Raw genomic sequence first — 24,919 nt, forward strand, 5'->3', positions numbered from 1 at the left:
TATTTTTTAGTGCTAAAATGGAAAGAAAAGGAGGAATAAGGTGACAACTCCTAACGACCCAATTTTTAAGTTCTTCTACTACCTAGGCTACCTCTACATCATCGGTGCTTTCTTAGCGGGAAGCTACATAACCTACGACTGGTTCAAGAATAGGAGAAAGGGAAATGGCGATAATTGATGAGTATAAGAATAAGTCTGTTGAGGAAACCATAAGAGAACTTGAGACCAACTTAGAAACCGGCTTAACGGAAGAAGAAGTTGAGAAAAGGCTTAAGAAGTACGGCTTCAACGAAATTCCCGAAAAAGAGGAACCCCTCTGGCATAGGATATTCAGAAGGTTTTGGGGACCAATCCCCTGGATGATTGAAACTGCAGCAGTTCTATCTGCACTAGTTAAAAAGTGGGAAGACTTTGTAATAATAGTTATCCTCTTGCTGGTTAATGCAGTAGTTGACTTTTGGCAGGAACACAAAGCAATATCTGCCCTAAAAGTTCTTAAACAGAAACTGGCAAGAAAGGCCATTGTCCTTAGAGACGGAAAGTGGATTGAGATAGACGTTAAATACCTGGTTCCTGGAGACATAATCAAGCTAAAAATTGGAGATATTGTTCCTGCAGACGTAAAGCTGGTCGGAGAAGGTTTTATTCTCCTTGACCAATCTGCCCTAACGGGAGAGTCCTTACCGGTAACCAAAAAGAAGGGCGATGTAGCCTACGCCAATTCAGTAGTAAAAAGGGGAGAAACTATAGCTGTTGTAGTTGCAACGGGGCTCAATACTTACTTTGGAAGGACAGTTCAGCTCGTAGCAAAAGCTGAAAGGGAACAGAGGTCCCACTTTCAAGAAATGGTAATAAAGGTTGGAAACTTCCTGATAATAATCGCCTTAATAGTTGTAGCAGTAATGGTAATTGTTGAACTAATGAGGGGAGCAGACAAAATAGAGCTCCTCCGTTTTGCCCTCGTTCTAACAGTAGCATCAATTCCGGTTGCCCTCCCAGCCGTTCTCACAGTAACCATGGCAGTAGGAGCTCTCAATTTAGCAAGGAAACAGGTAATTGTAAGTAGGCTAACGGCAATTGAGGAACTTGCCGGAGTTGATGTCCTCTGCAGTGATAAGACGGGAACTCTAACGAAAAATAAGATGACAGTATCTCAACCTTTTACTTTGGGAAACTTTAAAGTAGAGACTTTAATGCTCTACGCAGCACTTGCCTCTAAAGAGGAAAACAGAGACCCGATTGAGATACCAATATTTGAGTGGCTAAAGGAAAAGGGGTTGTACAGCAGATTAAAAGAGTGCAGACAGCTCTCGTTCGTTCCGTTTGATCCTGTAAGGAAAAGGACCGAAGCAGAGGTTGAGTGTAACGGAGAGAGGTTAGTAATAACTAAGGGAGCTCCCCAGGTTATAGCAGAGCTCTCAGACTTAGGTAAAGAAGAGAGAAAGAATTACTTTAAGAAAGTTGAAGAGTTTGCAGAAAACGGATTTAGAACAATAGCAGTTGCATTTAAAAGGCCAGATGAGAAGAAGTTCCACGTAGTTGGCCTAATCCCCTTCTTTGACCCTCCAAGGGAAGACTCAAGAGAAGCGCTAGAGAAGGCTAAGGAGCTTGGAGTAGAAGTTAAGATGGTAACTGGAGACAACATAGCAATAGCAAGGTACATAGCCAAACTCCTTGGAATAGGCGAGAAAATAGTAAGCGCAAGGGAGCTTAGAGGAGAGGAGGAGAGCTACAAGGAATACTTAATCCTTGCTCAAGTAATTGCAAAAGCAATTATGGAAGTTGAAGGAAAGAGCGAAAAGGAGGCAGAAGAAAAGGCTCAAAGGGTAGTAGAGCTTGTTAAAAAAGAATTGAAAAACCTCCCTCTACCAAAAGGAGCAGTAAGGAGGCACGAGTCTGAGATAATAAAACTGATTGAAGAGGCAAACGGTTTTGCAGAAGTATTTCCAGAGGATAAGTACTTCATAGTTGACAAACTTCAGAAGGCCGGCCACATAGTAGGAATGACGGGAGACGGAGTAAACGACGCTCCAGCCCTAAGGAAAGCAGACTGTGGAATTGCAGTCCACAACGCAACAGACGCTGCAAGAGCTGCTGCAGATTTAGTTCTCTTAAAACCAGGTTTAAGAGTAATAGTTGACGGCTTTCAAATAGCAAGGCAGATATTTGGAAGGATGCAGGCTTATACCATTTACAGAATTGCAGAAACAATTAGAGTTATAGGCTTCATGGGGCTTTCTATTATCTTCTTCCAGATATACCCCGTTACTGCAATAATGATTATTATCTTAGCGCTCTTAAACGATATACCAATCTTAGCCATAGCCTACGATAGGGTTAAAACATCTAAAAAGCCAGTCAGATGGGACATGTATGAGATAAACGTTATGTCATTCTACCTTGGAATAGCAGGAGTTATCTCTTCTTTCGTTCTCCTATTCCTACTCTTAAATTACTGGAAGTTACCCATGGACGTTATTCAGACAATAGTATTTTTAAAACTCGCAGTTAAAGGCCACGGAACTCTTTACAACGCAAGGATTATGGATCACCTTTGGAAAAAGCCTTGGCCCTCTCCTATCCTCTGGGCTGCAACTTACTCTACAAGGGTAATAGGAACGTTAATTGGAGTTTATGGCTTTAACTTACTAACCCCTGTTGGCTGGGGATGGGCACTCTTTATCTGGGGATACGCCTTAACTTGGCTCTTAATAAACGACTACGTTAAACTCTTCGTCTGGAAAATGTACAAGGAGAAAAAGTTCATGTTCGCCCCCGGACACTTTAAACTGCTCAGGAAGGTATTCTCAGCTTAAAAGGTATATAATTAAGGTCTCAAATTCCTTTGTCTGGATAGAACTTCATGAGCTATAGAGCAATTCCGAGGAAGTATAGGCCTCAGTCCTTCAGTCAGGTAATAGGTCAGGAGTTTATTACCGAAACATTAAAGAACGCTATAAAGAGCGGTAGGCTCTCCCACGCTTATATCTTTGCAGGCCCAAGGGGAGTAGGAAAGACGACAACTGCAAGGATAATTGCAAAGGCAGTTAACTGTGAGAACCTTATAGATGGAGAGCCTTGTAATCAGTGTTCCCAGTGCATAGAGATAGCGAAAGGTTCACACCCAGACGTTATTGAAGTAGACGCTGCAAGTAACAGGGGTATTGACCAGATAAGGGAACTGAGAGAATCTGTTCACTACCTCCCTGCAAGGGGAAAGAAAAAAGTCTACATAATTGATGAGTTTCACATGCTCACGAAGGAGGCCTTTAATGCCCTCCTTAAGACGCTGGAGGAACCTCCTGAGCATGCTCTGTTTATCCTAGCTACAACAGAAATTGACAAGATTCCTCCGACAATCCTTTCAAGGTGTCAGAAGTTCATATTTAGAAGGATTCCTGAAGAGTTAATGGTAAAAACCCTATCCCAAATATGTGAGAAGGAAAAGGTTGAGTACGAAGAGGAAGCTTTAAGGTTAATAGCCCTCTCAAGTGAAGGTTGCGTTAGGGATGCAGAAAGCCTCCTTGAACAGGCAATAGCCCTTGGAAACGGTAGAGTTGAAACTAAGAAAGTCTCTGAGTTCCTCGGTATATTAACGGGAAGGGAAGTTAGAGAACTTCTAAGGTTAGGATTTAAAGGGGATAAGACGGAACTCTTTAAGAAACTGAAGAAGCTAGAGGAGGAAGGGTATAACCCTGTTTTCGTAGTTAAACAGCTTTTAGAAGTAACAGAAAAGGAATTTATGAACCCAACCGAACTAACAGAGGAAGAGAGCATTGCCGCCTTTAAGATACTCTCCCAAGGGTATAGGGAAATCTCAAAACACCCCTATCCCTACACCGCCCTCCTCTTTTACCTCTATAAGCTTTCCTACTTTAAAGAGGTCAAGAAGTTAACTGAACTTTTAGAGGGTGGAGTAAAAATAGAAGTTCCAACACAGGAAGGAAAACAGGCGGAAAAAAAAACTAAAAACGAGACTTTAGAGGCCTTTATTGAGAAAAGGATTGATGAAGGAAGTTTTGTTAGAGTCCTTCCAGTAAGCAAGCTTGCCTACAAAATTTTGAAAGAGAGAGAGCAGGAACTTGAAGAGTCCATAGGTAAACCGGTTAAAATAGAAGAACCTAAAGAAAGCGAGAGGAGAAAAGAACCGTCAGAGGAGTCAAAACGGATTATAAGTAAGATAGTTAAAGAACTTGAGGCAAAAGTTCTACTTGTAAAGGTTAAGGATGATGAAAGTTCTAATAGTTGACGATGAGAAAACTATAAGGGAAACCCTTAAGGAGATTTTAGAGGAAGAAGGGTATCAGGTCTTTACAGAGGAAGTTGGAAGTAAAGTTGTTGAGAGAGTAAAGGAGCTCCAGCCCAACCTAATAATCTTAGACCTGTTCCTTCCAGGAATATCGGGAATGGAAGTATTAAAAAAGTTAAACGAAGAAGGACTAACTGAGAAAATTCCGGTAGTTATAGTGTCTGGACACGGAACGGTGGAAACTGCAGTAAAAGCCATGAAGTTAAAGGCCTACGACTTTATAGAAAAACCGATAAAGTACGAAAAGTTCTTAAGTGCCGTTGAGGGGGCTCTTAAGAGAGAGGTCAAACTTGAGAATGAAAAGACCGTTTCAGAACTTACAAACCTTCCCCTAAAGAGGGCAAAGGAGGAGTTTGAGAAGGCCTATATAAAGGAAATCCTAAAGAAGTTTAACGGAGACTTAAAGAGAGCAGCAGCCTTCATGGAAATAGACATATCAAACCTCTACAGAAAACTTAACAAGTATGGCTTCCATCAGTGAAGTTTTAGAAGCAGCAAACTGTATTGGACTTGTAGCTTTCGCCCTTTCAGGGGTCTTTAAGGGGATAAACGCAAAACTAGACCTTTTAGGAGTCTCAATCCTAGGATTCCTTACAGCATTAGGAGGAGGAATAGTAAGAGACATCCTTGTTAACTCAGTTCCTAAAGCCCTAACCGGAATTTCAGATATAACAACTACAGCCCTTGGAATTTTCCTTGCACTTTTACTCTACAAAGTTTTTAGAAAGGACATAACGGGAACTAAGCCTGTAAAGATCATTGATGCAGCTGGGCTCTCTGCGTTCTCCGTAACTGGGTTTTTAGTGGGAGCCCAGTCAGGTCTAAACGGCTTTGGAATAGTCCTTTTAGGAGTTATAACCGGAACCGGAGGGGGACTTATAAGTGAACTACTAACAGGTAAAGTTCCTTCTGTTTTGAAGGAGGACTTCTACGCCTCATGCTCTTTAATAGGAGGAATTCTATTCTTAATCACGTATGGGAAATTCTCTACAGAAGTATCAACCGGAATAACCTTTGTAACTATACTAACCTTAAGGTTAACGGCAATTTTAAAGGGCTGGAGGTTACCAAGGTTTGGACTTTATGAGGAAAGAGATTGAAGAGCTAATAGGAAAAAAACTCTACAGGGAACTGAGGGAAATTGAGACTCCCCAAGGTAAAAGAGTAGTTGTTGAAGGAAGAGAGCTCCTCAACTTCTCCTCAAACGATTATCTAGGCCTTGCAAAGGAGTTTGACTGTGAATGTCTAGAAAAGTGGGGGACAGGAAGCGGAGCTTCAAGGTTAGTTTGCGGGAACTTTAAAGTTCACAGAGAACTTGAGAGGAGACTTGCAGAGCTAAAGAAAACCGAAGAGTGCCTTTTATTTTCAACTGGATATATGGCAAACCTAGGGGTTATCTCAACACTTGCGGGAAAAGGCGATTTAATTCTCTCAGACCGGCTTAATCACGCCTCAATAATAGACGGTATAAGGCTCTCTAAGGCTGAAAAGGTCATCTACCCTCACAGAGATTGGCAGTTCGTAAAGGACTATTTAAAGAAGAACAGAAAGGAGTTTAACAGGTGTTTAATAGTCACAGATTCAGTCTTCAGTATGGACGGAGACATAGCTCCTTTGAATGAGCTCTTTCAGATTAAGGATGAGTTTGATGCAGTTTTAGTAATTGACGATGCACACGCAACAGGCGTTGTTGGGTGGAGTTCCTTAGAGCTTTTCAACGTTGAACCGGATAAAAGAACAGTTATAGTTGGAACTCTCGGCAAAGCGCTCGGAACTTTTGGAGCCTTTGTCTGTGGAAGTAAAGTTTTAAGGGAATACCTAATAAACAAGTGCCGGAGCTTTATCTTCACAACGGCACTTCCTCCATTCATTGCTTGCCAAACTCTAAAGAACATTGAAAAAGTTCCCGAAAGGAGAAAGAGATTAATCAAATTAATCAATTTCTTTAAGAAGCTATCTGGAATAGAGAGCTCCAGCGCGATTTTTCCATACATAGTAGGGGATGAAGAGAAAGCCTTAAAACTTTCAGAGATACTTCTAAAAAAAGGATTCCTGGTTCCCGCTATCAGACCACCTACCGTTAAAGAGAGCAGATTGAGGATAACCGTTACTTCAGAGCATAGTGAAGAGGAAGTAGAAAAACTGTGGAGGGAAATAAAAGGGGGCTAAGAGCCCCCAAAAATTAAGCCTCTTCAGGCCTCTTAACGTCGTAGAGAATATCGTCCCATGGGTGCCTGTAGAGAGGCATGGCAAGGCGCTTCTCATCAAGGATGTGGCCGATAAATCCGATAGAACGGCCGAGGACAAAGAAGGCGTTAAACGCTCCTGCTTCTATTAACTCATCAATTTCAGCTTCACTAAAGCCCAGGTTTCTGAACATATCAACCAATAGAACACCAATTGTTCCGTCAACGTTAAGGATGAGGTTCTCCTTCTTTGAGGTTGTAACCTTCTCAACCTCAAGGGCGTAGTCAAGGAGCCCTGTTGATGGGAAGTTCTCTTTTGCATAGTTCTTAAGGAGCTCCACCCTCTTATCAGGGTTCTTTGTTGACTTAATCCTATGACCGATTCCTGGAATAGGTTTCTTTTCAACCTTCTTCATGTAGTCAACGAACTCAAAGGGGTCCATTCCCTTCTCTTTAGCCATCTTAAAGTACTTGGCAGCTCCGTCAATAGCACCGCCAAACCTTGGTCCGATTGTAAGAAGACCGGTTACAAGGGAGGAGATGAGGTCCTTTCCAGCCCTTGCAGTTACTTTAGCGTTATGGGCACCTGAAACTGCAGGTCCGTGGTCTGCAACGATTTTGATTACCATGTCAATAAAGTCTGAAGCCCACTTTGGAAACTTCCTCTTGAACCATAGAAGCCCAATAACGTCAGCGATTGAGTATCCCTTCTCTACAACTTCTGAGATTGGAATACCGCAGTAAGTAGCCTCCTCTCCTCTATCGTCTGAGATTGTACAGATAAAGTGGGTAGGCCTTCTTACCTTACCGGCCTTCCTTGCCTTGTCGTAATCTTCAGGGATAGGCGGAACTTCAGGTTCCTCAATCTCTCCAATCTCTCCCTTAGCCTTAAGGTCTTCGTAAACGCTCCTTATCAGCTCAGGGATGTCATTGAAGGAATCTGGAACCAGAGCTCCCGCCTCTTTAAGGGCCCTGTTCTTTGCATCGGCAGTTTCTCTATCTGCTCCTGCCTTTGCTCCAGCATGACCAAACTGAACCTCTCCGCCAAAGTGTTTGGCTATAGTTCCAATACACCAGGCAATTAGAGGTTTAGTAATAAGTCCTTTTTCAAGGGCTTCAACAACCCTATATTCAAGCTCTCCTCCAACTTCACCGAGCATAATCATGTACTTTACGGCAGGGTTCTTCTGGTACCTTAAAAGGTGATCAAGAAAGTCTGAACCTGGGAACCTGTCACCACCTATAGCAATACCCTCAACTATACCGTCTGCGTTACGGGCAATTATGTTTGAAAGCTCGTTAAAAAGACCACCTGAACGGGTAACAAGACCTGCAGAGCCGGGCCTGTGGAGTTTTGACTTAACGATATTTTCAAGTGTTCCACCAGCATTTCCAATCCTGAAGGCTCCAGCAGTAATTCCACCGACGGTAGCAGGACCTATTATCCACTTACCTTCCTGCTTTGCCCTTGCAGCCATATCACGGGCAAGCCTTTCAGGAATACCTTCAGCAGTGATAGCTATAGTCCTAATAGTTGGAATGTTGAGGGCCTCCCTCGTTACATCGTAAGCCGTCCTAAAAGAAGCAAAGTTAACTAAAACGTCAGCTTCTGGATGAGCCTCTGCAGCTTCCGTAGTTGAACGGTAAATAGGAATTATTATCTCTTCAGTACCGAAGAAGAACTTTTCAAACTTCCTACTCTGAGTTGGAGCAACTATTGCAACTATTGAAGGAGAACGTCCAACTAAGTAGTCGTAATCAAGCATACGCTGAATAGCATTCCTATTTAGGTTCCAGAAAATAGCCTTCGTATTCCTATCAAAGAGAACGTAATCGGGCCTTGCCATTTTTCCCTCCTCTTATGGATTCTCTGTAAGAGCTTTCTTAACGATCTCTGTCATGTGAGTCTCAGGTCCGTAAACCTCTATTGGAAGGCCAAGCTCTTCTGCGGCCTTCTTAATCTTTGCAAGACCAACTTCGTAGTTAGGCCCACCACGGCGAACGTAAATCTTAACACCGACCTCTTTCAACTTATCTGCGTACTCTTTAAGGGCATCAATAATTCCGTCAAAGGTCTTTGCAACGTCTGTAAAGTTAGCGATAGCACCACCAATGATTAGAATTTTTGGCCTTCCCTGCGGGTCTTTCTTCCTAGTCATAAGGTCAAGGACAGTCTTAACGTACTCCCTCGTCTCTGCCCTTGATGGGTTACCAGAGTACTCACCGTAGTTTGCAAGCTCCTTAACGTAGCCAAGGTCTGCAACCGTATCAGCGTAAACTACTGAAGCTCCACCACCTGCAACGAGAGTCCAGATGCGGCCTTCAGGATTAAGGATTGTAAGCTTTAGTGATGCTCCTGACTTTTCGTCCATTTCCTTAATGTACTTCTCCTCAGGGGAGAGTTCCCCACCGAAACCTGCTGGAAACTCAAGCTCACCCCACTTCCTTCCAACTAAGAACTGGGCAGTATCGTCAACCCTTCCAACAAAGTCAAGGGGATAAACTTTATTACCAACCATTACAAGTGGGTTAATCTCAAGGTAAGCAAAGTGCATATCCCTGAAGAAACGATAGAGACGCTTAACAAAGTCTGCATACTTCTCTTTATCCTTTATCTCAGGAGGAACGTTTTCCTCAATGAGTTTGTCAATTTCTTCTTCCGTTGCAAGGGGAGGAATAACAACTTCCTTTACTTTGTCCCAGTTTTCTTCAACGTCAATTCCACCAAACGCAGACATATAGATGTGGTCACCGTCATACCCTAGTGTCATTGCAACGTAGTACTCATCCTCTGGAGCATGAGGAACGCAAGGCTCAATGAGGAAGTGAGTCAACTTTCCCTTTTTCCCTTTAATCTCAACCTCTTCCTGCATCTTTTCCCTGATCCACTTCTTAACCGTTTCATAATCAACGTCACAGGGTTTTTCCTTTTTAAAGAGAATGAGACCGAGCTTACCCCTCTTACCAAAGAGCATGTCGGGTTTTGCAACTAAAGGCATCTCAAGTAGCCAAGGGTACTCCTGAGGTAACTTATCAAGGTCCGTTTCAGGAGTTACGAGTACAGACTTAAAGTTGTACTCAAACTCAGGAGCAAAATACTCGTTCCAGTGCTTGGCAAGAATCCTCTTGCCGTCGTACTCCCTAATTCCTCTCTGAGCCATCTATCTCCTCCTTTAATTACTTTCATACGAAAAAGGGGGGCAAATCTGCCCCCCTAATTTTACAATTTTTTTACACAATTTTAACAAGGTTTATAGGCTATCTATTATCTCGTTAAACGTCCTTGAGGGCCTCATTGCAGCAGTGGCCTTTTCATCGTCAGGGTGGTAATAACCACCAATGTCCTTCGGAGATCCTTCGGTCGCAGCAATCTCTGAGAGGATTTTTTCTTCATTTTCAATAAGCTTAGCCGCAACCGGCTCAAAGATCTTTGCAAGCTCAGGGTCTTCTGTCTGAGCTGCTAGTTCTTCAGCCCAGTAGCGAGCAAGCCAGTAGTGGCTTCCACGGGTGTCAAGCTGACCAACTTTCCTCTTTGGAGTCTTATCTGTATCAAGGTAGCGCTCAACGGCCTTTGAGAGAGTATCTGCCATTATGAGAATTCTCTTGTTATCGCTACCAGATTGTTTGTATGCAAGCTTTAGAGCTTCAACAAAGGCAAGGAACTCTCCAAGACTGTCCCACCTTAAGTGGCCCTCTTTTACAAACTGTTGAACGTGCTTTGGAGCTGAACCACCGGCTCCGGTCTCAAAGAGTCCACCACCGGCAAGGAGTGGAACGATAGAGAGAGCTCTTGCACTCGTTCCAACCTCAATGATTGGGAATAGGTCTGTTAGATAGTCCCTTAAAACGTTTCCTGTAACTGAAATAGTGTCAAGCCCCTTCCTAAAACGCTCTAACGTAAACTTCATCGCTTCCCTTGGAGGCTTAATGTAGTACTCAACCCCTTCAAGGTCGTACTTATTGAGCTCCTCTTTAACCTTTTCAATCAATTCCCTATCGTGGGCCCTTAATGAGTCAAGCCAGAAGACTATAGGAAGGCCTGTTTCCTTAGCCCTGTTCACTGCAAGCTTAACCCAATCCCTAATTGCAATATCCTTAGTGTGGCAGCTACGGTAGATATCACCTTCCTCTACCTCGTGCTCCATTAAAACGTTCCCTTCCTCATCTACAATCCTGATCTTTCCGTCAGCTGGAGCAAAGAAAGTCTTATCGTGGGAACCGTACTCCTCAGCCTTCATTGCCATGAGACCAATGTTTTGAACAGTTCCAACCTTGGTGGGATCAAACTGACCACGAACCTTAATATCCTCAACGATTTCAGAGTACATGGTAGCGTAGGAACGGTCTGGAACTGTAATTACACAGTCGTCGGTCTCCCCACTTGGGCCCCATCCTTGAAGGCCATTCTTTATGACGGCTGGAATTGAGGCATCAATAATTACGTCGTTAGGCCTGTGAAGGTTTGTAATTCCTCTATCTGAGTCAACCATGTAGAGCCTTGGCTGCTCCTTGTAAATCTCCTCTAGGGTCTTCTTAATCTCCTCCTGCTTTTCAGGAGGAAGCTTTGAGAGCTTATTCTCAAGGTCAATTAAACCCTTATTAGGGTCAAACCCGATTTCCTCAAGTTCCTTTCCGTGTTTCTCAAAGAGCTTCTTATAGTAAACCCTGATTGCATCTCCAAAGATAACAGGGTCTGAAACCTTCATCATTGTAGCTTTAACGTGGAGGGAGAAGAGAATGTCCTTATCCTTAGCATCGTTAATGACTTCCTCAAAGAACTCCCTCAACTTCCTACGGTTCATAAAGGTACCGTCAACTACGTCACCCATTCCAACTTCAATCTCTTTTAGAACTTGAACGTTTCCGTCCTTGTCAACAAACTCGTAGCGGATTTTCCCGTCCTTCTTTATCGTTACGGACTTTTCGTGCTCGTAGAAGTCTCCGCTCTTCATGTAGGCAACGTAAGACTCAGACTTTGGAGAAACGTCCCTCATCTTGTGAGGGTGCTTCTTAGCGTAGTTCTTAACAGGTGGAGCAATGCGCCTATCTGAGTTACCTTGCCTTAAAACCGGGTTGACTACTGAACCAACACACTTGTCATACTTTGCTTTAATTTCCCTTTCCTCATCAGTTTGGGGATTTTCTGGATAGTCTGGAAGGTCATATCCCTGTTTTTGGAGCTCCTTAATAGCTTCAATGAGCTGAGGAAGCGAGGCTGAAATGTTCGGTAACTTTACAATATTGGCTTCAGGCTTCCAAACAAGCTCACCAAGGTAAGCAAGGTCGTCCTGCTGATAACCGAACTGGGCTAAAATCCTTCCGGCCAGAGAAATATCCCTCTGCTCAAGGTTAACTCCAGCGTGCTTAACAAAGTTCTTTATAATTGGATAAAGTGAATAGGTTGCAAGTGCAGGAGCTTCATCAACTTTAGTCCAGATGATAGTTGGCCTCTTTGACATATCCTCCTCCTAATATCGTTTTCAGTTAAAGGGGGGGTATCCCCCCAAATTACTCTTAGCTGTTATTCTTCTTCTCAAACTTCTGCTTAACGTAGGCTAAGACACCACCAGCCTTGATAATTTCAACCTGTCTCTTATTCAGCCCGTGCTTTGTAGGAATTGAGATTCCCTTTGTCCTGTTAATTACTGTAATGATGTTGTCCTCACCGGGAGCAAAGTTTGAAAGGTCAACCTCCAGCCAGTCTCCCTGGTCAATCTTGTCGTAATCCTCCTTGTTAACAAAAACTAGGGGAAGAATTCCAAAGTTAATAAGGTTTGCGTGGTGGATACGGGCAAAGGACTTAGCAATTACAGCCTTAATTCCAAGGTACATTGGACCGATAGCAGCGTGCTCACGGGAAGAACCTTGTCCGTAGTTTTCACCGCCTACAATAAATCCACCGCCTTTTTCCTTAGCTCTCTGGGCAAAGGTTTCGTCAACTACCGAGTAAACGTACTCAGAAATTGCAGGTATGTTTGAACGAAGAGGTAGTATCTTAGCTCCTCCGGGGATAATGTGGTCTGTAGTAATGTTGTCTCCTACTTTAAGGAGGACTTCCCCTTCAAGCTTGTCCCCAAGAGGTTCCTTATAGCCAACATAGTTAATTGTCGGACCTTTATAGATTTCAATCTCATCAGGATCAGCAGCAGGTGCGTAAATCATGGAATCGTCAATCTCAAACTTCTCTGGAAGGAATACCTTAATCTCATCAAGTCCAAGGTCCCTAGGGTCTGTAATTACACCTTTCATTGCAGTTGCAGCAGCCGTTTCTGGAGAGGCAAGGTAAACTTGAGCGTCCTTAGTTCCTGAACGGCCGTAAAAGTTCCTGTTGAAGGTCCTAACAGAAACCCCTCCTGAAGGTGGAGCAAACCCCATCCCAATACACGGACCACAGGCGTTTTCAAGGATCCTAAATCCTGCCCTTAAGAAAACGTCGTAGTAACCTTCTTTATCCATCATTCTTAGAACCTGCTTTGAGCCTGGAGAGATAGCCGCAGAAACCATAGGATGAACCATTTTTCCGGTTCTCTTAAACATCTCTCCAACGGTTTTAAGGTCACGGTAGGAGGAGTTCGTACAGGAACCAATTGCAACCTGATGAACTCTTAAACCTTCAACCTCTTTAACTTTCTTAACGTTATCAGGCATGTGGGGACAGGCAATTAAAGGCTCAAGTTCTGAAAGGTCAATATCTATAACTTCATCGTAGGTTGCATCAGGATCAGCCTGAAGGGGTCTCCACTGGGCTTCCCTTCCCTGAGCCTTCATGAAGAGGTAAGTCTGCTCGTCACTTGGAAAGATAGAAGTTGTAGCTCCAAGTTCTGCACCCATGTTTGTGATTGTTGCCCTCTCAGGAACAGTAAGGTATTTAACTCCTTCACCACCATATTCAAAAATCCTTCCAAGACCTCCTTTAACCGTAAGTCTGCGGAGGAGTTCAAGGATTATGTCTTTAGCAGAAACGAAAGGCCTTAACTTTCCATAGAGGTTAACCCTAACAACTTTTGGCATTGTTAAGTAGAAGGGCTCTCCAGCCATTGCAAGGGCAACGTCCATTCCACCTGCACCGATTGCAAGCATTCCGATACCACCAGCAGTAGGAGTGTGGGAGTCTGAACCTAGAAGAGTTTTGCCAGGAACTGCAAACCTTTCAAGGTGAACTTGGTGACAGATACCGTTTCCGGCTTTACTGAAGTAGACTCCGAACTTAGCAGCGGCAGTCTGGAGGAAGAGGTGATCGTTTGCGTTTTCAGGACCACCAGCTTGGAGCGTGTTGTGGTCAACGTAAGAAACTGAGAGTTCAGTTTGAACCTTTGGAAGACCCATAGCCTCAAAGTGAAGGTAGGCCATAGTTCCGGTAGCATCCTGAGTGAGGGTCTGGTCAATCCTTATTGCTATGGGCTTTCCTGGGGTCATGTCCCCTTCAACGAGGTGAGTCTTAATAATCTTTTGAACGATGTTCAGTCCCATTTTTCCTCCTTATTAAAAAGAACTTTTAGTTTTCTTTAGTCATCTCACTTGGTTGCAAAAATTATGTAAAAATTTTGTAAAAATTTCAAGCATGCCCGAATTCTTTAGGAGAAGTTGAAATTTTTCAAACTCCTCAAAACCTTTACAGCTTACCCCCTACTTCTACTCAGGAAAAGTGAGCAGCATAATTTTCTAAGGGAAACCTAAAGAGGAGAGAGGGAATGGCCATCGAACCGACGGTTATTGAGGGAAGAGTTCCGATTTACGTATATGCAAAGGAAATTGAACCGGAAGTTAGAGCTCAGATTGAGAGGTTAAAGGATTTACCATTCTTTAGGAATAAAATCGTAATAATGCCAGACTGCCATGCTGGCAAAGGCTGCGTAATAGGTTTTACCGGTTACTTTGATGAGGTCGTAATACCAAACATCGTTGGAGTTGACATAGGGTGCGGCGTCTACACTTACCCTCTAGGTAAAAAAGTAAACGTAAACTTGCCAAAGTTTGATGCCTTCGTTAAAGGGAAAATTCCCACCGGGTTAACATCAAGAAGTAATAAGAACGCCAAAAAGCTACCTTTAAGTAAGGAAGACAAAGAGCTCCTATCAGAGATTCGCTCAGTTCTCATAAATACCTACAAAATTGACCTAAACGATCCTTTACTACAGGTCGGAACGCTGGGAAGTGGAAACCACTTCCTTGAACTTGGAGTTAGCGATGAAGGGGAACTATACTTAACGGTCCACACAGGTTCAAGGAACTTAGGATTAAGGGTCTGTAATCACTTCCAGAGGAAAGCAAGGGAGTATACTCAGAAAATTATGCCTGACCTTCCGAGCGACCTCTCATTCTTACCTCTAAATAAAGGAGGAAGAGAGTACTTAAGGGCGATGAGATTTGCCCAAAGGTACGCGGACCTAAACAGAAGAACGATTTTAAAGATAATCGTAGAGGAGTTCTTCAAAGAGGAGTTTAAAGAGGAGAAGTTAATTAAGAGCGTTCATAACTATATAGACCTTGATAGGGACATGTGCGTTAGGAAGGGGGCAATCTCAGCCCATAGAGGAGAAAGGGTCGTAATACCCTTTAACTTAACAACCGGGCTAATCATAGGTAGAGGTAAAGGTGTTAAGGAGCTTAACTGTTCTGCCCCCCACGGTGCAGGAAGGAAATTAAGTAGAAGGAAGGCAAAAGAGCTCTTTTCAGTTTCAGACTTTAGGAAGGCAGTTGAAGAGGCGGGAGTTTACTCTTCTACCGTTTCAAAGGAAACCCTTGATGAAGCTCCCTTTGCCTACAAAGACCCTGAAGAAATACTGGAGTTTCTCCCAAAGAGCGTAGAGATTGAAAAGTTCGTAAAACCTATATATAACCTAAAAGGTTAGGGGGACTACTCCCCCCTACCCCTCAAAGATGCTATTGAAACTATTAAAATAACTGCAATAGCAACAACCGACACGACAAGAACGCCGTTAAATCTACTCTTTGCCTCAAACTTAACTTCTTTAATTTTTCCAATTAAGTCCTTAGCTATAAAGAGCTCCACCTTATGCATAAGGTCTATCTTCTGAGTAATTATCCTGAACCACTGATTAGGATCAACGTTGAGAGCCCCTTTTGTAAAGGGAGATGTAAGTGCAAGCCTTTCGTAGTCGAGAACCTGCTCTGATGGTCCGGAGGAAACGACCGTCTTTTTATAAAAGTCTATTACTCTCTCTGGAGCAGCCAAGGAGAAGGACTTTATAAATGCCTTTTGCTGAGCCAAAAGGTCAACGAACTTAGTAAACAGCTTAGAATCTGGGAACATTTTATTGGCAAAAGCCACAGAAAGGACGGCCCTTTCAAGACCTGCTTTATCCTTTGCATACATAAAGTTAGTGTAAGCTAAGAGCTCGTTAGCAATTTCAGCATTTTTAGAGTTCTTAGCAAGAAGAGCTACCGAGTCAATAAGGTCGCTGTTAAGCTTTGTGTAGAAGTTAATAGCATCCTCAAGGGAAATCTGGAGAGAGTCAACTTTTACTCTTACCTGGCTTAAGTTATCAAGGCCGTTCAAAATAACCGATAAAAAGAGCTTTTGAGCCTCTCCTGAGAGGGATGAGACGAACTCCTTGTTCAAGTACTTCTCAAGCTCTTTAATCTTAAGGTCTGTGAGCTTCCTCTGTTCCTGGAGCTCTTCCTTAAAAGTCTTCCCTCCACTTCCCAGAAATCCTGCAGTTCTTCCCCTTTCCTTCTGAAGTTCATGAACGAGCTCAGAGATTTTGGTTGACAAAATAACGCTCTTCTCAAGGGATTCGGCATTCTTTAACGAATGCCGGGCCTCAGTAAGGAGAAAGTAAGAGAGAGTAAAGATAGAGAAGAGAGAAACCAGAGATAGTAGGATAATTCTGTGTTTAAAACTCACTCCTGCCTCCCTTAAAAAGTTTTGGTAAAACTATAACCGAGGAGGCAGGAGCAAGCAAGTTTTAAGCTACAGGATATGCAAATTCCGGCCTTTCCTCAACCAGTTTGACTTCAGCGGCTTCCTTAGGAAGAGGAACGACCTTAACCCTTTCAACCCACCTCTCTGGAAGGTGGAGAACCCTCTTTCCTATCCTTATCGTTGCAGGGGCAACCCTAGCTCTATACTTAATTCTCACTCCCCAAACTTTCCTGCCGAACTTATTCTCAAACTCGCCGGGACCTTCAATTTCAATATCTTTAGCACTACCGGGGAAGTAAAGTCTCTTAGCGTAATGTCTGTTCCTTCCCTTGTGGAAATAAACGAGCCATAAGACCTTTCCTTCCTTATACTTAGCTTCTGTTGGAATGTACCTCTCAGCCTTCTCCTCTTCCTCTAGGAGCCTCTGGACGTACTGCTCAATTGTCTCATCTTCCCTTACTTCGTTCTCAGTCCAGACTTCAAACTCAACTTTCCAACCTTTAACTTCCGCAACTATGTTAGCAAGCTTAACGTTTCTCTTCTCTTCCCTTTCAACAAGCTCGTCTATCTTGTCAAGGATATCTGAAAACCTCTCCCTAAAATCGGAGAGTTTAGTAATAGCAACGATTAGGTCTCCCTGTTTCTTTAACCTTTCAAGGGTCTCTTCACTATCTGCCAACACCATTGCTTTCCTGATTTCACAGAAATTGCGGCGGAGCTCCTCAAGGATTTCCGGCGAGAGCTTTAGATCAACTACGCTCTCAAGGATTTCCTTCATTACTTTCTCTGGAATTTCCTTTAGCCTCTCCTCTATAGTCAGGTTGTCACTTCCCCAAGGCCTGTACTCTTTATCCCAGCCCTTGTACCTAGCAACGTAGTTAGCAAGTCTAACAGTTACTCTGTTTTCCTCACACGCAACTTCCCTTAACTCTTCAACTATTGAACCAAACTTCTTCCTCCAGAAAGGAGAATAGGTTAAAGTACACAGGTAGTCAGAACGCTTCTTTAAATCTGTAAGCTGTTCAGGCGTTTCAACTTCAAGCATCTCATCTCTGATTATGCAGTTAATACGTCTAATGTCCTCCGGTCCTTCAACCCTTCCGTAGATTACAGCCATCTCTCCCTCCACTAAACTTGGTTTATTATTGGGAAGGGGGAAAATCCCCCTTCTCTTTTAATTAAGCTTTTCAAGGGCCTCAAGGATTAAAAGGCCTGCCTCGTTAATTGAGCTCTTACCGACGAGGTTTGAAGCCCTAAGAATAACCATTTCCTCTTCAAAGGTATCAGGGTCAAGGCCGGAGAGCTTAATAGCTTCCTTAACGTTCTTCGGAAGAACCCTAACTTTCTTCTCCTTAACGTAGAGGGTTCCGACCTTCCTGAGAGCTTCCAAAACCCTAACTGCAAGAGGAGTAATCGGGTTAGCAAGGCCCTCAGGAGTTCCAGAGAGTGCCTTCTTAATAAGCTTTCCAGCCTCAGTAAGGATTATCGCTTCGTTTTGAAGGATATCTATGTAACCCCTAGCCTCAAGCTTATTGAGGGCGTACTCAACCTCTTCCTTCCAAGTCTCATCAAAGGCATCGTAAACGTCCTTAACGAAGAACCCCTTTTCAGGTATCTTGTGGAGAACTTGAAGTTCAAACCTTGTTATGTGAGGAAGCCTCCTAATTTCATAGGCCATCTGTGCGTACATCTTACCTGCTTCGGTAGCTTCACCTCCACCGATAAGGTAAGACTGAACTCCCTTGTTGTACCAGTCAACGTTTGGAGCGGCAAACTCCTTGTTCGTGATTGTTATTGCCTTAACTGCAACGGCAGGTATTTCCCTGAAACCGCGGGTCTTCATATCCTCAAAGACCTTCTTACCATAATCGGTAAGGTAGTGAACCTTCTTTCCTTCGTAGTTTTCAGAGCGAATCAGGTTAAAGGACTCTAGAGTATAAAGGGACTCCTGAACTATGTCGTACATCTTCTTATACCACTCATTTCCTTTCTCGTAGAAGGACTTAAAGAGCTCCTCTACAGTCTTAACCTCGCTGAACTTCTTCCTGATCTCTTCCTTCTTCTGGTAGCCTAAATCCTGGTAAAGTCTTCTTCCGTAGTACTCAATCAAGTGTTTGTACTCTTTAAGGGGTTTATAGAAGAGGTAGTGAACTAGTTCATCAACTGTTGGAAGAGTTGATGGATCCTGCTCGTGGTGTTTCCAGACCTCTTCAATTCCTCTAAGGAGCTCTGCATCAAGAATTTCAACGTTAATTGACTTAACCGGCCTGAAACTCCTCTCCTTCCAAATCCTGTAAGCTTCAAGGAGGTGCTCTCCAGCTGGAAGGGGATTACCTTCATCGTCAATTAGAGCAAGCTCAAAGAGGACCTCTTTCTCCTCTTCAGTTACAGAATCAAACCCTTCATAGACCGCTCTTTCAAGCGAGTCCATAATGTCTTCAGAAATTACCGTTTCAAGGGTTGGTGCAATAGTTTCACAGGCTGCCTTTATCTCTCTACCAAGTGGAGTAAGGGCGTAAACGTCGGATGTTGGAACTGAAAAGGCTAAAAGCCTCATAGCTCCCATTAAAATCGGGAACCTTCCTCCCGCCGGAAGCATTGAAGACTCTGCAGGTCCAGCAGGCATATCCTTAATGTACTGGCATAGTTCCCTATCAATAATTAACCTAGGGTGGGCGTTTTTAAAGACTTCGTAAACGTCCTTAGCGTACTGGTTAACTGCCTTGAAAGTCCCTTTCTTCTCTACTTTCCTCTCTTCAATGAAACCTCTCTTTTCAAGCTGTTCCTCTGTTAAAGGCCCTGGAATATCGTTGTTTTCAATGGCAGTTTCAATCATCATAAGGACTTCCGATCCTAACCACCTAAAATCATCATCCCACTTTGAAGGATGGGGAATAAGCCCCTTCTCAACCATTTCATCAAGGATGTTTGCAAGAACCCTTCCCCAGTAAGTAAGGGAATACTCAAGGGGACGAACGTACCTTAAGAGGTTCATCCTCTCAAGTTCTAAGTAAGGAGGTTCCTCACTTTTAATAAAGAGCTGACACGTAGGAGCTTTATTTTTCTCCTCCTCCCTCACTCTCAAAAGCGCAAGGGCATGTTCTTTTCTAATTACCATTTCTCTCCCTCCTATCTTTATTTCTACAATTGAAGTTATATCAAATGGCTTTTTAAGTCAACTACAGAAAAGTTGAAAGGTGTTGAGAAAGGGTTTATCATAGAAACATGATAAAGGAAATTTACGAAATAAGAAAGCTCTTATTCCTATCTGCAATTACTGGAGTAATAATAGGTCTTTTTGCCGTACTTTTCCTCAAATCGCTAGACTACAGCACCCACCTCTTCCTCGGAGAAATTGTAGGTTACACTCCTCCAAAACCGACAGGAGAAGGAGGAAGCGGAACTTACAGTTTCTTTATTGAACACAAGTACCTCCTCCCTTTTACTACTGCTTTAGGATGCCTTATTACAGGAGCTCTAGTTTACCTCTTTTCACCGGAATCAGCAGGCATCGGAACCGACGTTGCTATTAAGGCATTCCACTACAAACTCCCTATTAACATAAAAACGTCCATTTTCAAGCTCATAACATCAGCAATTACAATAGGTTCAGGAGGTTCCTCAGGAAGGGAAGGCCCCATGGCCTTAATTGGAGCCGGAATTGGAAGGTAGTTCGGCGAAGTCCTAAAGCTTGATAGCAGGGAGAAGAACATCCTCTTAGCAGCTGGACTAGGAGCTGGAATAGGAGCTGTGTTTAGGGCTCCCTTTGCCGGTGGAATTTTAAGCGCCGAAGTTTTCTACAAGGAAGACTTTGAAGTTGAAGCTCTAATACCAGGATTTATAGCTTCAATAGTTACTTACTTAGTGGCTGGAAGCTTTATAGGGTTCAAACCTCTATTTTCAACGTCAATTCCATTTCCAAAGTTCAACTCTGAGAAAATTGCAGGGTACATCGTCTTAGGGATAATTTCTGCACTCGTTGCAAAGTGTCTTATCTATTCCTTCTATTGGATAAGAGGAATTTTCAACAGACTAAAACTTCACCCTATTTTAAAGCCAGCCTTCGGAGGCTTCCTCGTAGGTTTAATTGGCCTTGTTACTCCCCTTGCAGTTGGTAACTCCTACGGATGGATTCAGATCTTTATGAAGGACGGTTTAATCTACCTATCGCTCTCAAAAATTTTATTAAGCATTCCTTTAGTAATCCTAGCCCTTTCAATAACGTTAGGTTCAGGCGGTTCAGGAGGTGTATTTGGCCCTTCACTCGTCATTGGAGGACTAACAGGAACAAGCTTAGCCTACACATTTAATCAAATGCTGGGAACCAATTTCTTTGATGTAGAAACGATGACTATCGTTGGAATGATATCAGTCTTTACTGCAGCAGCAAGCGCTCCCTTTTCTACCCTTATCCTCGTATCCGAAATGACTCAAGGGTACAACATCCTTCCTTACGCCCTAATTTCAACTACGATCGCCCACAACATAGCCGGTAAAGAGAGGACTGTATTCCAGTACCAAGTTTTAAACAGGCTGTACTCACCGATCCATAAGGATGAACTGAAAGCCTTTATCCTGAAATCTGCAAAGGTTGAAGAGGTAATGACTAGAGAAGTTATAACCCTATCACCTGATGAGCCTGTAACAAAGGCAAGGAAGGTAATGGCAGAGAAGTTTATAGCCGGAACTCCAATAACCGTTGGAAAGAAAGTGGTAGGAATAATAACCACATCTGACGTCCTAAAGGTTCCCCCTGAAGAGTTGAAGGAAACAAAGGTAGGTCAAATAATGACCCCAAATCCAAGGTGTGTCCTTCCACAGTGGAACCTCCTTGAGGTTATAAGAATGTTCGTAAGCGAAGGCTACGGAAGGGCTCCAGTCGTTAAAGACTTTGACAGCATGGAACTCGTCGGAATAATTTCTAGGGCCGATATAGCCCGTTACCTAGTTAAAAGGGGAATCATTTAAATGATTAGGAAACTACCTCAAGAACTTATAAGGAAAATCGCCTCAGGGCAGATCGCAGAGAGCCCAAGGTCGGTTTTAAAGGAGCTTATCGAGAACGCCCTTGACTCGGGAGCTACCTCTATAAAGGTTGAAATTGAGAGCCCCTTTTCCTTTAAAGTCGTTGATAACGGAGAGGGAATCGGTTATAGGGAGCTCCCCCTAACAGTTGAGAGGTTTGCAACCAGCAAGATAGAGAATTTTGAAGACTTAAAAAGCTTAAGGACTTACGGCTTCAGGGGAGAGGCTCTCCACGCAATCTCCCAGCTCTCCCATCTTACTATAAAGAGCAGGAAACTGGACGAGCCCGTTGGAGGAATTCTAAGGGTAGTTGGGGGAGAGGTTAAGGAGTACAGACCCTTTCCATTCAAAGGAGGAACATCCGTAGAGGTTAAGGAACTCTTCTTTAATACTCCTGTAAGGAGAAGGGCAACCTCAAAGGGAGAAAAAGGATTAATGTTAAAAACTGCAAAGGTCTATGCAATGTGCCATCCAGAGGTTGAGTTTAAGATATCTTCCCAGAGGTTCTTCAGGAGCTCCCTACCTGAAAGGCTCTACAGAGTTACAGGAATTCAACTCCAACAGGTATCTTCAAGTAGAACGAAGCTCTTTTTCAACAGGGAAGTTAGAGGGATAAAACAGGTATTTGTTAACAAAAGGTCCGTAAAGGTTCCTGAGATTGAGAAAATCCTAGACGAGAAGAGGTTAAAGTCTTACATCCTATTTATTGAAATAAGCCCTGAAGCTGTTGATTTCAACGTAACTCCAACGAAGGAAAGGGTCCTAATTGAGGATAGAACGATTTTCAGAGAAGTTGAAGAACTCTTAAGAGAAGAGTTATCACTGCCAAAAGTTTACGCATTAAGGGACAGTTCAAAGGTAGTCTATGAAGTCCCTCCAGAGCCGATAGGTTCGGACGGAACTGTAATAATTGCCCACGATAGAGAAAACTACTACTTCTTTGACCAGCACCTAATCCACGAAAGAGTTAACTACGAAAGACTCTTAAAAATGCTGAAACGGGGAGAAATTCCTCTCACAGAAGTTCACCCACCAGTAGAACTTCCTCTAGAACTGGCCGAAGAGGTGGAGAAGTTGGGAGCTCTCTACTACAGAGAAGGAAACAGGATTTTTGTCTATAAAATACCCGAAATCCTTAAGCCGGAAGACTTTTCTTTCCTTGAAGAAAGGGGAAGCGAATCGGTCTCAGACGTTGCCTGTAAGAGAGCTCTCAAAGCAGGCTACAGAATAGAAAACTGGAAGGACTTTAAAGAGCTCTTTAAGGAGTTCCTCCAGTGTGAAAACAGAGAAACCTGCCCCCACGGAAGGCCAATCTACTATAAAATTCCTAAAAAGAGGATTTACAGTCAGATTGGAAGGACGTTAAGGTGAAGAGAGAACTCCTGGCAGGAATAACGACTTTCCTCACAATGTCCTACATCCTGGTTGTTAACCCGGCAATCCTCTCAAGCGCTGGAATGCCGAAGGATGGAGTTCTCTTCGCAACTGCAGTCTCTTCAGCCTTTGCAACGTTTCTAATGGGAGCTTACGCAAAACTCCCCTTTGCCCTTGCCCCTGGAATGGGACTTAACGCCTACTTTGCCTATACGGTCTGCGACCAGATGGGCGTAAGCTGGAATACTGCTCTTGGTGCAGTGTTTATAGAAGGAATCCTATTTATAATTGGAGCTCTCTTTGGAGCAAGGAGAGCGATTTTAAAATTAATTCCAAAGAATATGGCCTACGGAATATCGGGAGGAATAGGTCTATTTATTACTCTAATCGGATTAAAAAACGCAAACCTCATTGAAAGTTCAAAGGAAACTATCCTAAAACTTGGAAACGTTACCTCCCCTGAAGCCCTTATAACTCTCTTTACCCTCCTCCTCATAGCTTTACTGGTAAATAAAAGAATTCCGGGAAGTTTGCTAATTGGAATAATTGTTTCAACGTTTCTAGGAATAGCCTTTCGAGAGGCACACCTTCCCAGCCATCTCATCGGACTTCCAAAACCTACAGCTGCAATGCAGATTGACTTTCAACACTTAATCTCAGTTTCAATTCTTCCTGTTGTCCTAGCCTTCTTAATTGTTGACGTCTTTGACACTGCAGGAACCCTATCAGCCTTGTGTACAAGACTCGGAATACCATTAACGGACAAAAGAGTTGAAAGAGCTCTAATGTGCGATGCAGCAGGAACTACAGTAGGAGCTTTCCTTGGAACTTCAACGGTGACAACTTACGTAGAAAGCGCTGCTGGAGTAGCTGCAGGGGGAAAGACCGGCTTAATGGCTATAACGGTTGGAGGTCTCTTTCTACTTTCGCTCTTCCTCTATCCCTTAATTGAGGTAGTACCTACTTTTGCTACCTCCCCAGTTCTCATCTACGTTGGGTTCTTCATGGCCCAGAGCCTAAAGAATATTGAATGGGAAAAGTTTACAGAATCCTTCCCGGCATTTATAACTTTTATTGGAATTCCCTTTACTTTCAGTATCTCTAACGGAATCTTAGCAGGATTTGCCGTTTACGGAGCTCTGAAGTTCTACGAAAAGTTAATCAAACATTAAAGAACATCCTATATTATTTTATTAATCTAACACCATAAAAAACTTAAAGGAGGAAACGTATGTGGAACAGTTTAAAAACGGCAATACTCCTGGGATTCCTAACGGGACTCTTACTGCTGTTTGGAAAGCTCCTAGGCGGAAACGCCGGAATGGTTGTAGCCCTCTTCATGGCTGCACTAATGAACTTCGGAAGCTGGTTCTTCTCGGACAAGATAGTCCTATCCATGTACGGAGTAAGACTTTTAGACCAGGAAGAAGCACCTTGGCTCCACGAAACTGTTGAGAAGCTAGCAAAGAACGCTGGAATTCCAAAACCGAAAGTCGGAATAGCACCAATGGACGTCCCTAACGCCTTTGCAACTGGAAGGAACCCGGAACACGGAGTGGTTGTTGTAACTCCAAAAATAGTAGAACTCCTTGATAGGGATGAACTTGAAGGAGTCCTTGCCCATGAAATTTCCCACATAAAGAACAGGGATACCCTGATTCAGGCAGTTGCTGCAACAATTGCCGGTGCAATTACAATGCTTGCAAACATGGCCCAGTGGTTCTTAATGTTTGGAGGAACGAGGGAAGAAGAAGAGGGAAATGGCTGGCTTGAAACGATAGGTCTAATTTTCATGGTAATCCTTGCCCCAATTGCTGCAGCCATAATTCAGATGGCCATCTCAAGGGCAAGGGAGTACAAAGCAGATGAGACTGGAGGAATAATTTCCGGAAAGCCTGAAGCCCTTGCAAGCGCACTTAAGAAGCTTGAAGACTACTCAAGGAGAATACCCGCTGAACTTGTAAAACAGGAGGTTAACCCTGCAACAAGCCACCTCTTTATAGTTAACCCCCTTAAAGGGGACTTTATAGCAGAGCTCTTTTCAACCCATCCTCCGACTGAAAAGAGAATTGCAAGGCTTTTGGAGCTTGCTAGAAAGCTTTTTGGTAGAATAAGGGAAACTTTCTGGAGATACTAAGG

Annotated in this window: 18 protein-coding genes and 1 pseudogene; 12 read left to right on the forward strand and 7 right to left on the reverse strand. The window is 43.3% G+C overall.

What is annotated here, in order from left to right; all coding sequences use genetic code 11:
- Positions 1–40: 40 nt before the first annotated feature.
- From C7457_RS08765 to bioF, 6 genes are read left to right on the forward strand one after another with little or no spacing between them, the layout of a single operon-like run.
- Complete coding sequence (locus tag C7457_RS08765; RefSeq protein WP_170137349.1) at positions 41–178, forward strand: hypothetical protein; 138 nt, start codon at positions 41–43, stop codon at positions 176–178.
- Positions 165–2,816: a plasma-membrane proton-efflux P-type ATPase gene (locus C7457_RS04240; RefSeq protein WP_121170309.1), complete on the forward strand. Its 2,652-nt coding sequence runs from the start codon at positions 165–167 to the stop codon at positions 2,814–2,816. The genes C7457_RS08765 and C7457_RS04240 overlap by 14 nt, the downstream gene beginning before the upstream one ends.
- A 47-nt stretch (positions 2,817–2,863) precedes the next feature.
- Entirely contained in the window at positions 2,864–4,249 is a 1,386-nt protein-coding gene (gene dnaX / locus C7457_RS04245; protein WP_121170311.1) for a DNA polymerase III subunit gamma/tau, read from the forward strand.
- A complete protein-coding gene (locus C7457_RS04250; RefSeq protein WP_245939580.1) occupies positions 4,227–4,790 on the forward strand; it encodes a response regulator in 564 nt (187 codons plus the stop codon). The genes dnaX and C7457_RS04250 overlap by 23 nt, the downstream gene beginning before the upstream one ends.
- Positions 4,774–5,409 (forward strand): trimeric intracellular cation channel family protein, encoded by a 636-nt coding sequence (locus C7457_RS04255; protein ID WP_121170313.1) that lies wholly within the window; start codon positions 4,774–4,776, stop codon positions 5,407–5,409. Before C7457_RS04250 ends, C7457_RS04255 begins: the two co-directional genes overlap by 17 nt.
- Positions 5,393–6,478 carry an 8-amino-7-oxononanoate synthase gene (bioF, locus tag C7457_RS04260; protein ID WP_121170315.1) on the forward strand — a complete coding sequence of 362 codons (1,086 nt, stop codon included), beginning with the start codon at positions 5,393–5,395 and terminating at the stop codon, positions 6,476–6,478. Before C7457_RS04255 ends, bioF begins: the two co-directional genes overlap by 17 nt.
- A 13-nt stretch (positions 6,479–6,491) precedes the next feature.
- Here the strand turns inward: bioF and C7457_RS04265 are convergent, their stop codons facing one another.
- The 4 genes from C7457_RS04265 to C7457_RS04280 form a co-directional block, all read right to left on the reverse strand.
- Complete coding sequence (locus C7457_RS04265) at positions 6,492–8,342, reverse strand: citrate/2-methylcitrate synthase (RefSeq protein ID WP_121170317.1); 1,851 nt, start codon at positions 8,340–8,342, stop codon at positions 6,492–6,494.
- 12 nt (positions 8,343–8,354) lie between these two features.
- Positions 8,355–9,656 carry an ATP citrate lyase citrate-binding domain-containing protein gene (locus C7457_RS04270; protein WP_121170319.1) on the reverse strand — a complete coding sequence of 434 codons (1,302 nt, stop codon included), beginning with the start codon at positions 9,654–9,656 and terminating at the stop codon, positions 8,355–8,357.
- 90 nt (positions 9,657–9,746) lie between these two features.
- Positions 9,747–11,954: an NADP-dependent isocitrate dehydrogenase gene (locus tag C7457_RS04275; RefSeq protein WP_121170322.1), complete on the reverse strand. Its 2,208-nt coding sequence runs from the start codon at positions 11,952–11,954 to the stop codon at positions 9,747–9,749.
- A gap of 55 nt (positions 11,955–12,009) precedes the next feature.
- Positions 12,010–13,965, reverse strand: coding sequence for an aconitate hydratase (locus tag C7457_RS04280; RefSeq protein ID WP_121170324.1), 1,956 nt, complete (start codon positions 13,963–13,965; stop codon positions 12,010–12,012).
- Positions 13,966–14,186: 221 nt separating this feature from the next.
- On the opposite strand from C7457_RS04280, the gene C7457_RS04285 reads away from it, so the two are divergent.
- A complete protein-coding gene (locus C7457_RS04285) occupies positions 14,187–15,347 on the forward strand; it encodes an RtcB family protein (protein WP_121170326.1) in 1,161 nt (386 codons plus the stop codon).
- Between the two features lie 5 nt (positions 15,348–15,352).
- Here C7457_RS04285 and C7457_RS04290 read toward each other — a convergent pair whose 3' ends face one another.
- The 3 genes from C7457_RS04290 to C7457_RS04300 all read right to left on the reverse strand — a co-directional run bounded on the left by C7457_RS04290 (position 15,353) and on the right by C7457_RS04300 (position 19,499).
- Positions 15,353–16,363 carry a nitrate- and nitrite sensing domain-containing protein gene (locus C7457_RS04290; protein ID WP_121170328.1) on the reverse strand — a complete coding sequence of 337 codons (1,011 nt, stop codon included), beginning with the start codon at positions 16,361–16,363 and terminating at the stop codon, positions 15,353–15,355.
- Between the two features lie 61 nt (positions 16,364–16,424).
- Positions 16,425–17,498, reverse strand: a complete 1,074-nt coding sequence (locus tag C7457_RS04295; RefSeq protein WP_121170330.1) for a DUF445 domain-containing protein — start codon at positions 17,496–17,498, stop codon at positions 16,425–16,427.
- A gap of 57 nt (positions 17,499–17,555) precedes the next feature.
- Positions 17,556–19,499, reverse strand: a complete 1,944-nt coding sequence (locus C7457_RS04300; RefSeq protein WP_121170332.1) for a DUF505 domain-containing protein — start codon at positions 19,497–19,499, stop codon at positions 17,556–17,558.
- 107 nt (positions 19,500–19,606) lie between these two features.
- On the opposite strand from C7457_RS04300, the pseudogene C7457_RS08925 reads away from it, so the two are divergent.
- The 5 genes and pseudogenes from C7457_RS08925 to C7457_RS04320 form a co-directional block, all read left to right on the forward strand.
- Positions 19,607–20,860, forward strand: a pseudogene (locus C7457_RS08925) (chloride channel protein); the annotation flags it as partial.
- Between the two features lie 123 nt (positions 20,861–20,983).
- Positions 20,984–21,349, forward strand: coding sequence for a CBS domain-containing protein (locus C7457_RS08995; protein WP_338065552.1), 366 nt, complete (start codon positions 20,984–20,986; stop codon positions 21,347–21,349).
- Positions 21,350–22,777 (forward strand): DNA mismatch repair endonuclease MutL, encoded by a 1,428-nt coding sequence (mutL, locus tag C7457_RS04310; protein WP_121170334.1) that lies wholly within the window; start codon positions 21,350–21,352, stop codon positions 22,775–22,777.
- Entirely contained in the window at positions 22,774–23,952 is a 1,179-nt protein-coding gene (locus tag C7457_RS04315; protein ID WP_245939581.1) for an NCS2 family permease, read from the forward strand. The genes mutL and C7457_RS04315 overlap by 4 nt, the downstream gene beginning before the upstream one ends.
- 59 nt (positions 23,953–24,011) lie before the next feature.
- The gene (locus C7457_RS04320; protein ID WP_121170336.1) at positions 24,012–24,917 is read left to right on the forward strand and encodes a zinc metalloprotease HtpX; all 906 of its coding nucleotides are present in this window, start codon (positions 24,012–24,014) and stop codon (positions 24,915–24,917) included.
- Positions 24,918–24,919: the final 2 nt, after the last annotated feature.

Source organism: Thermovibrio guaymasensis, from assembly GCF_003633715.1.
In the GTDB taxonomy this organism is placed as follows: Bacteria; Aquificota; Aquificia; order Desulfurobacteriales; family Desulfurobacteriaceae; genus Thermovibrio; species Thermovibrio guaymasensis.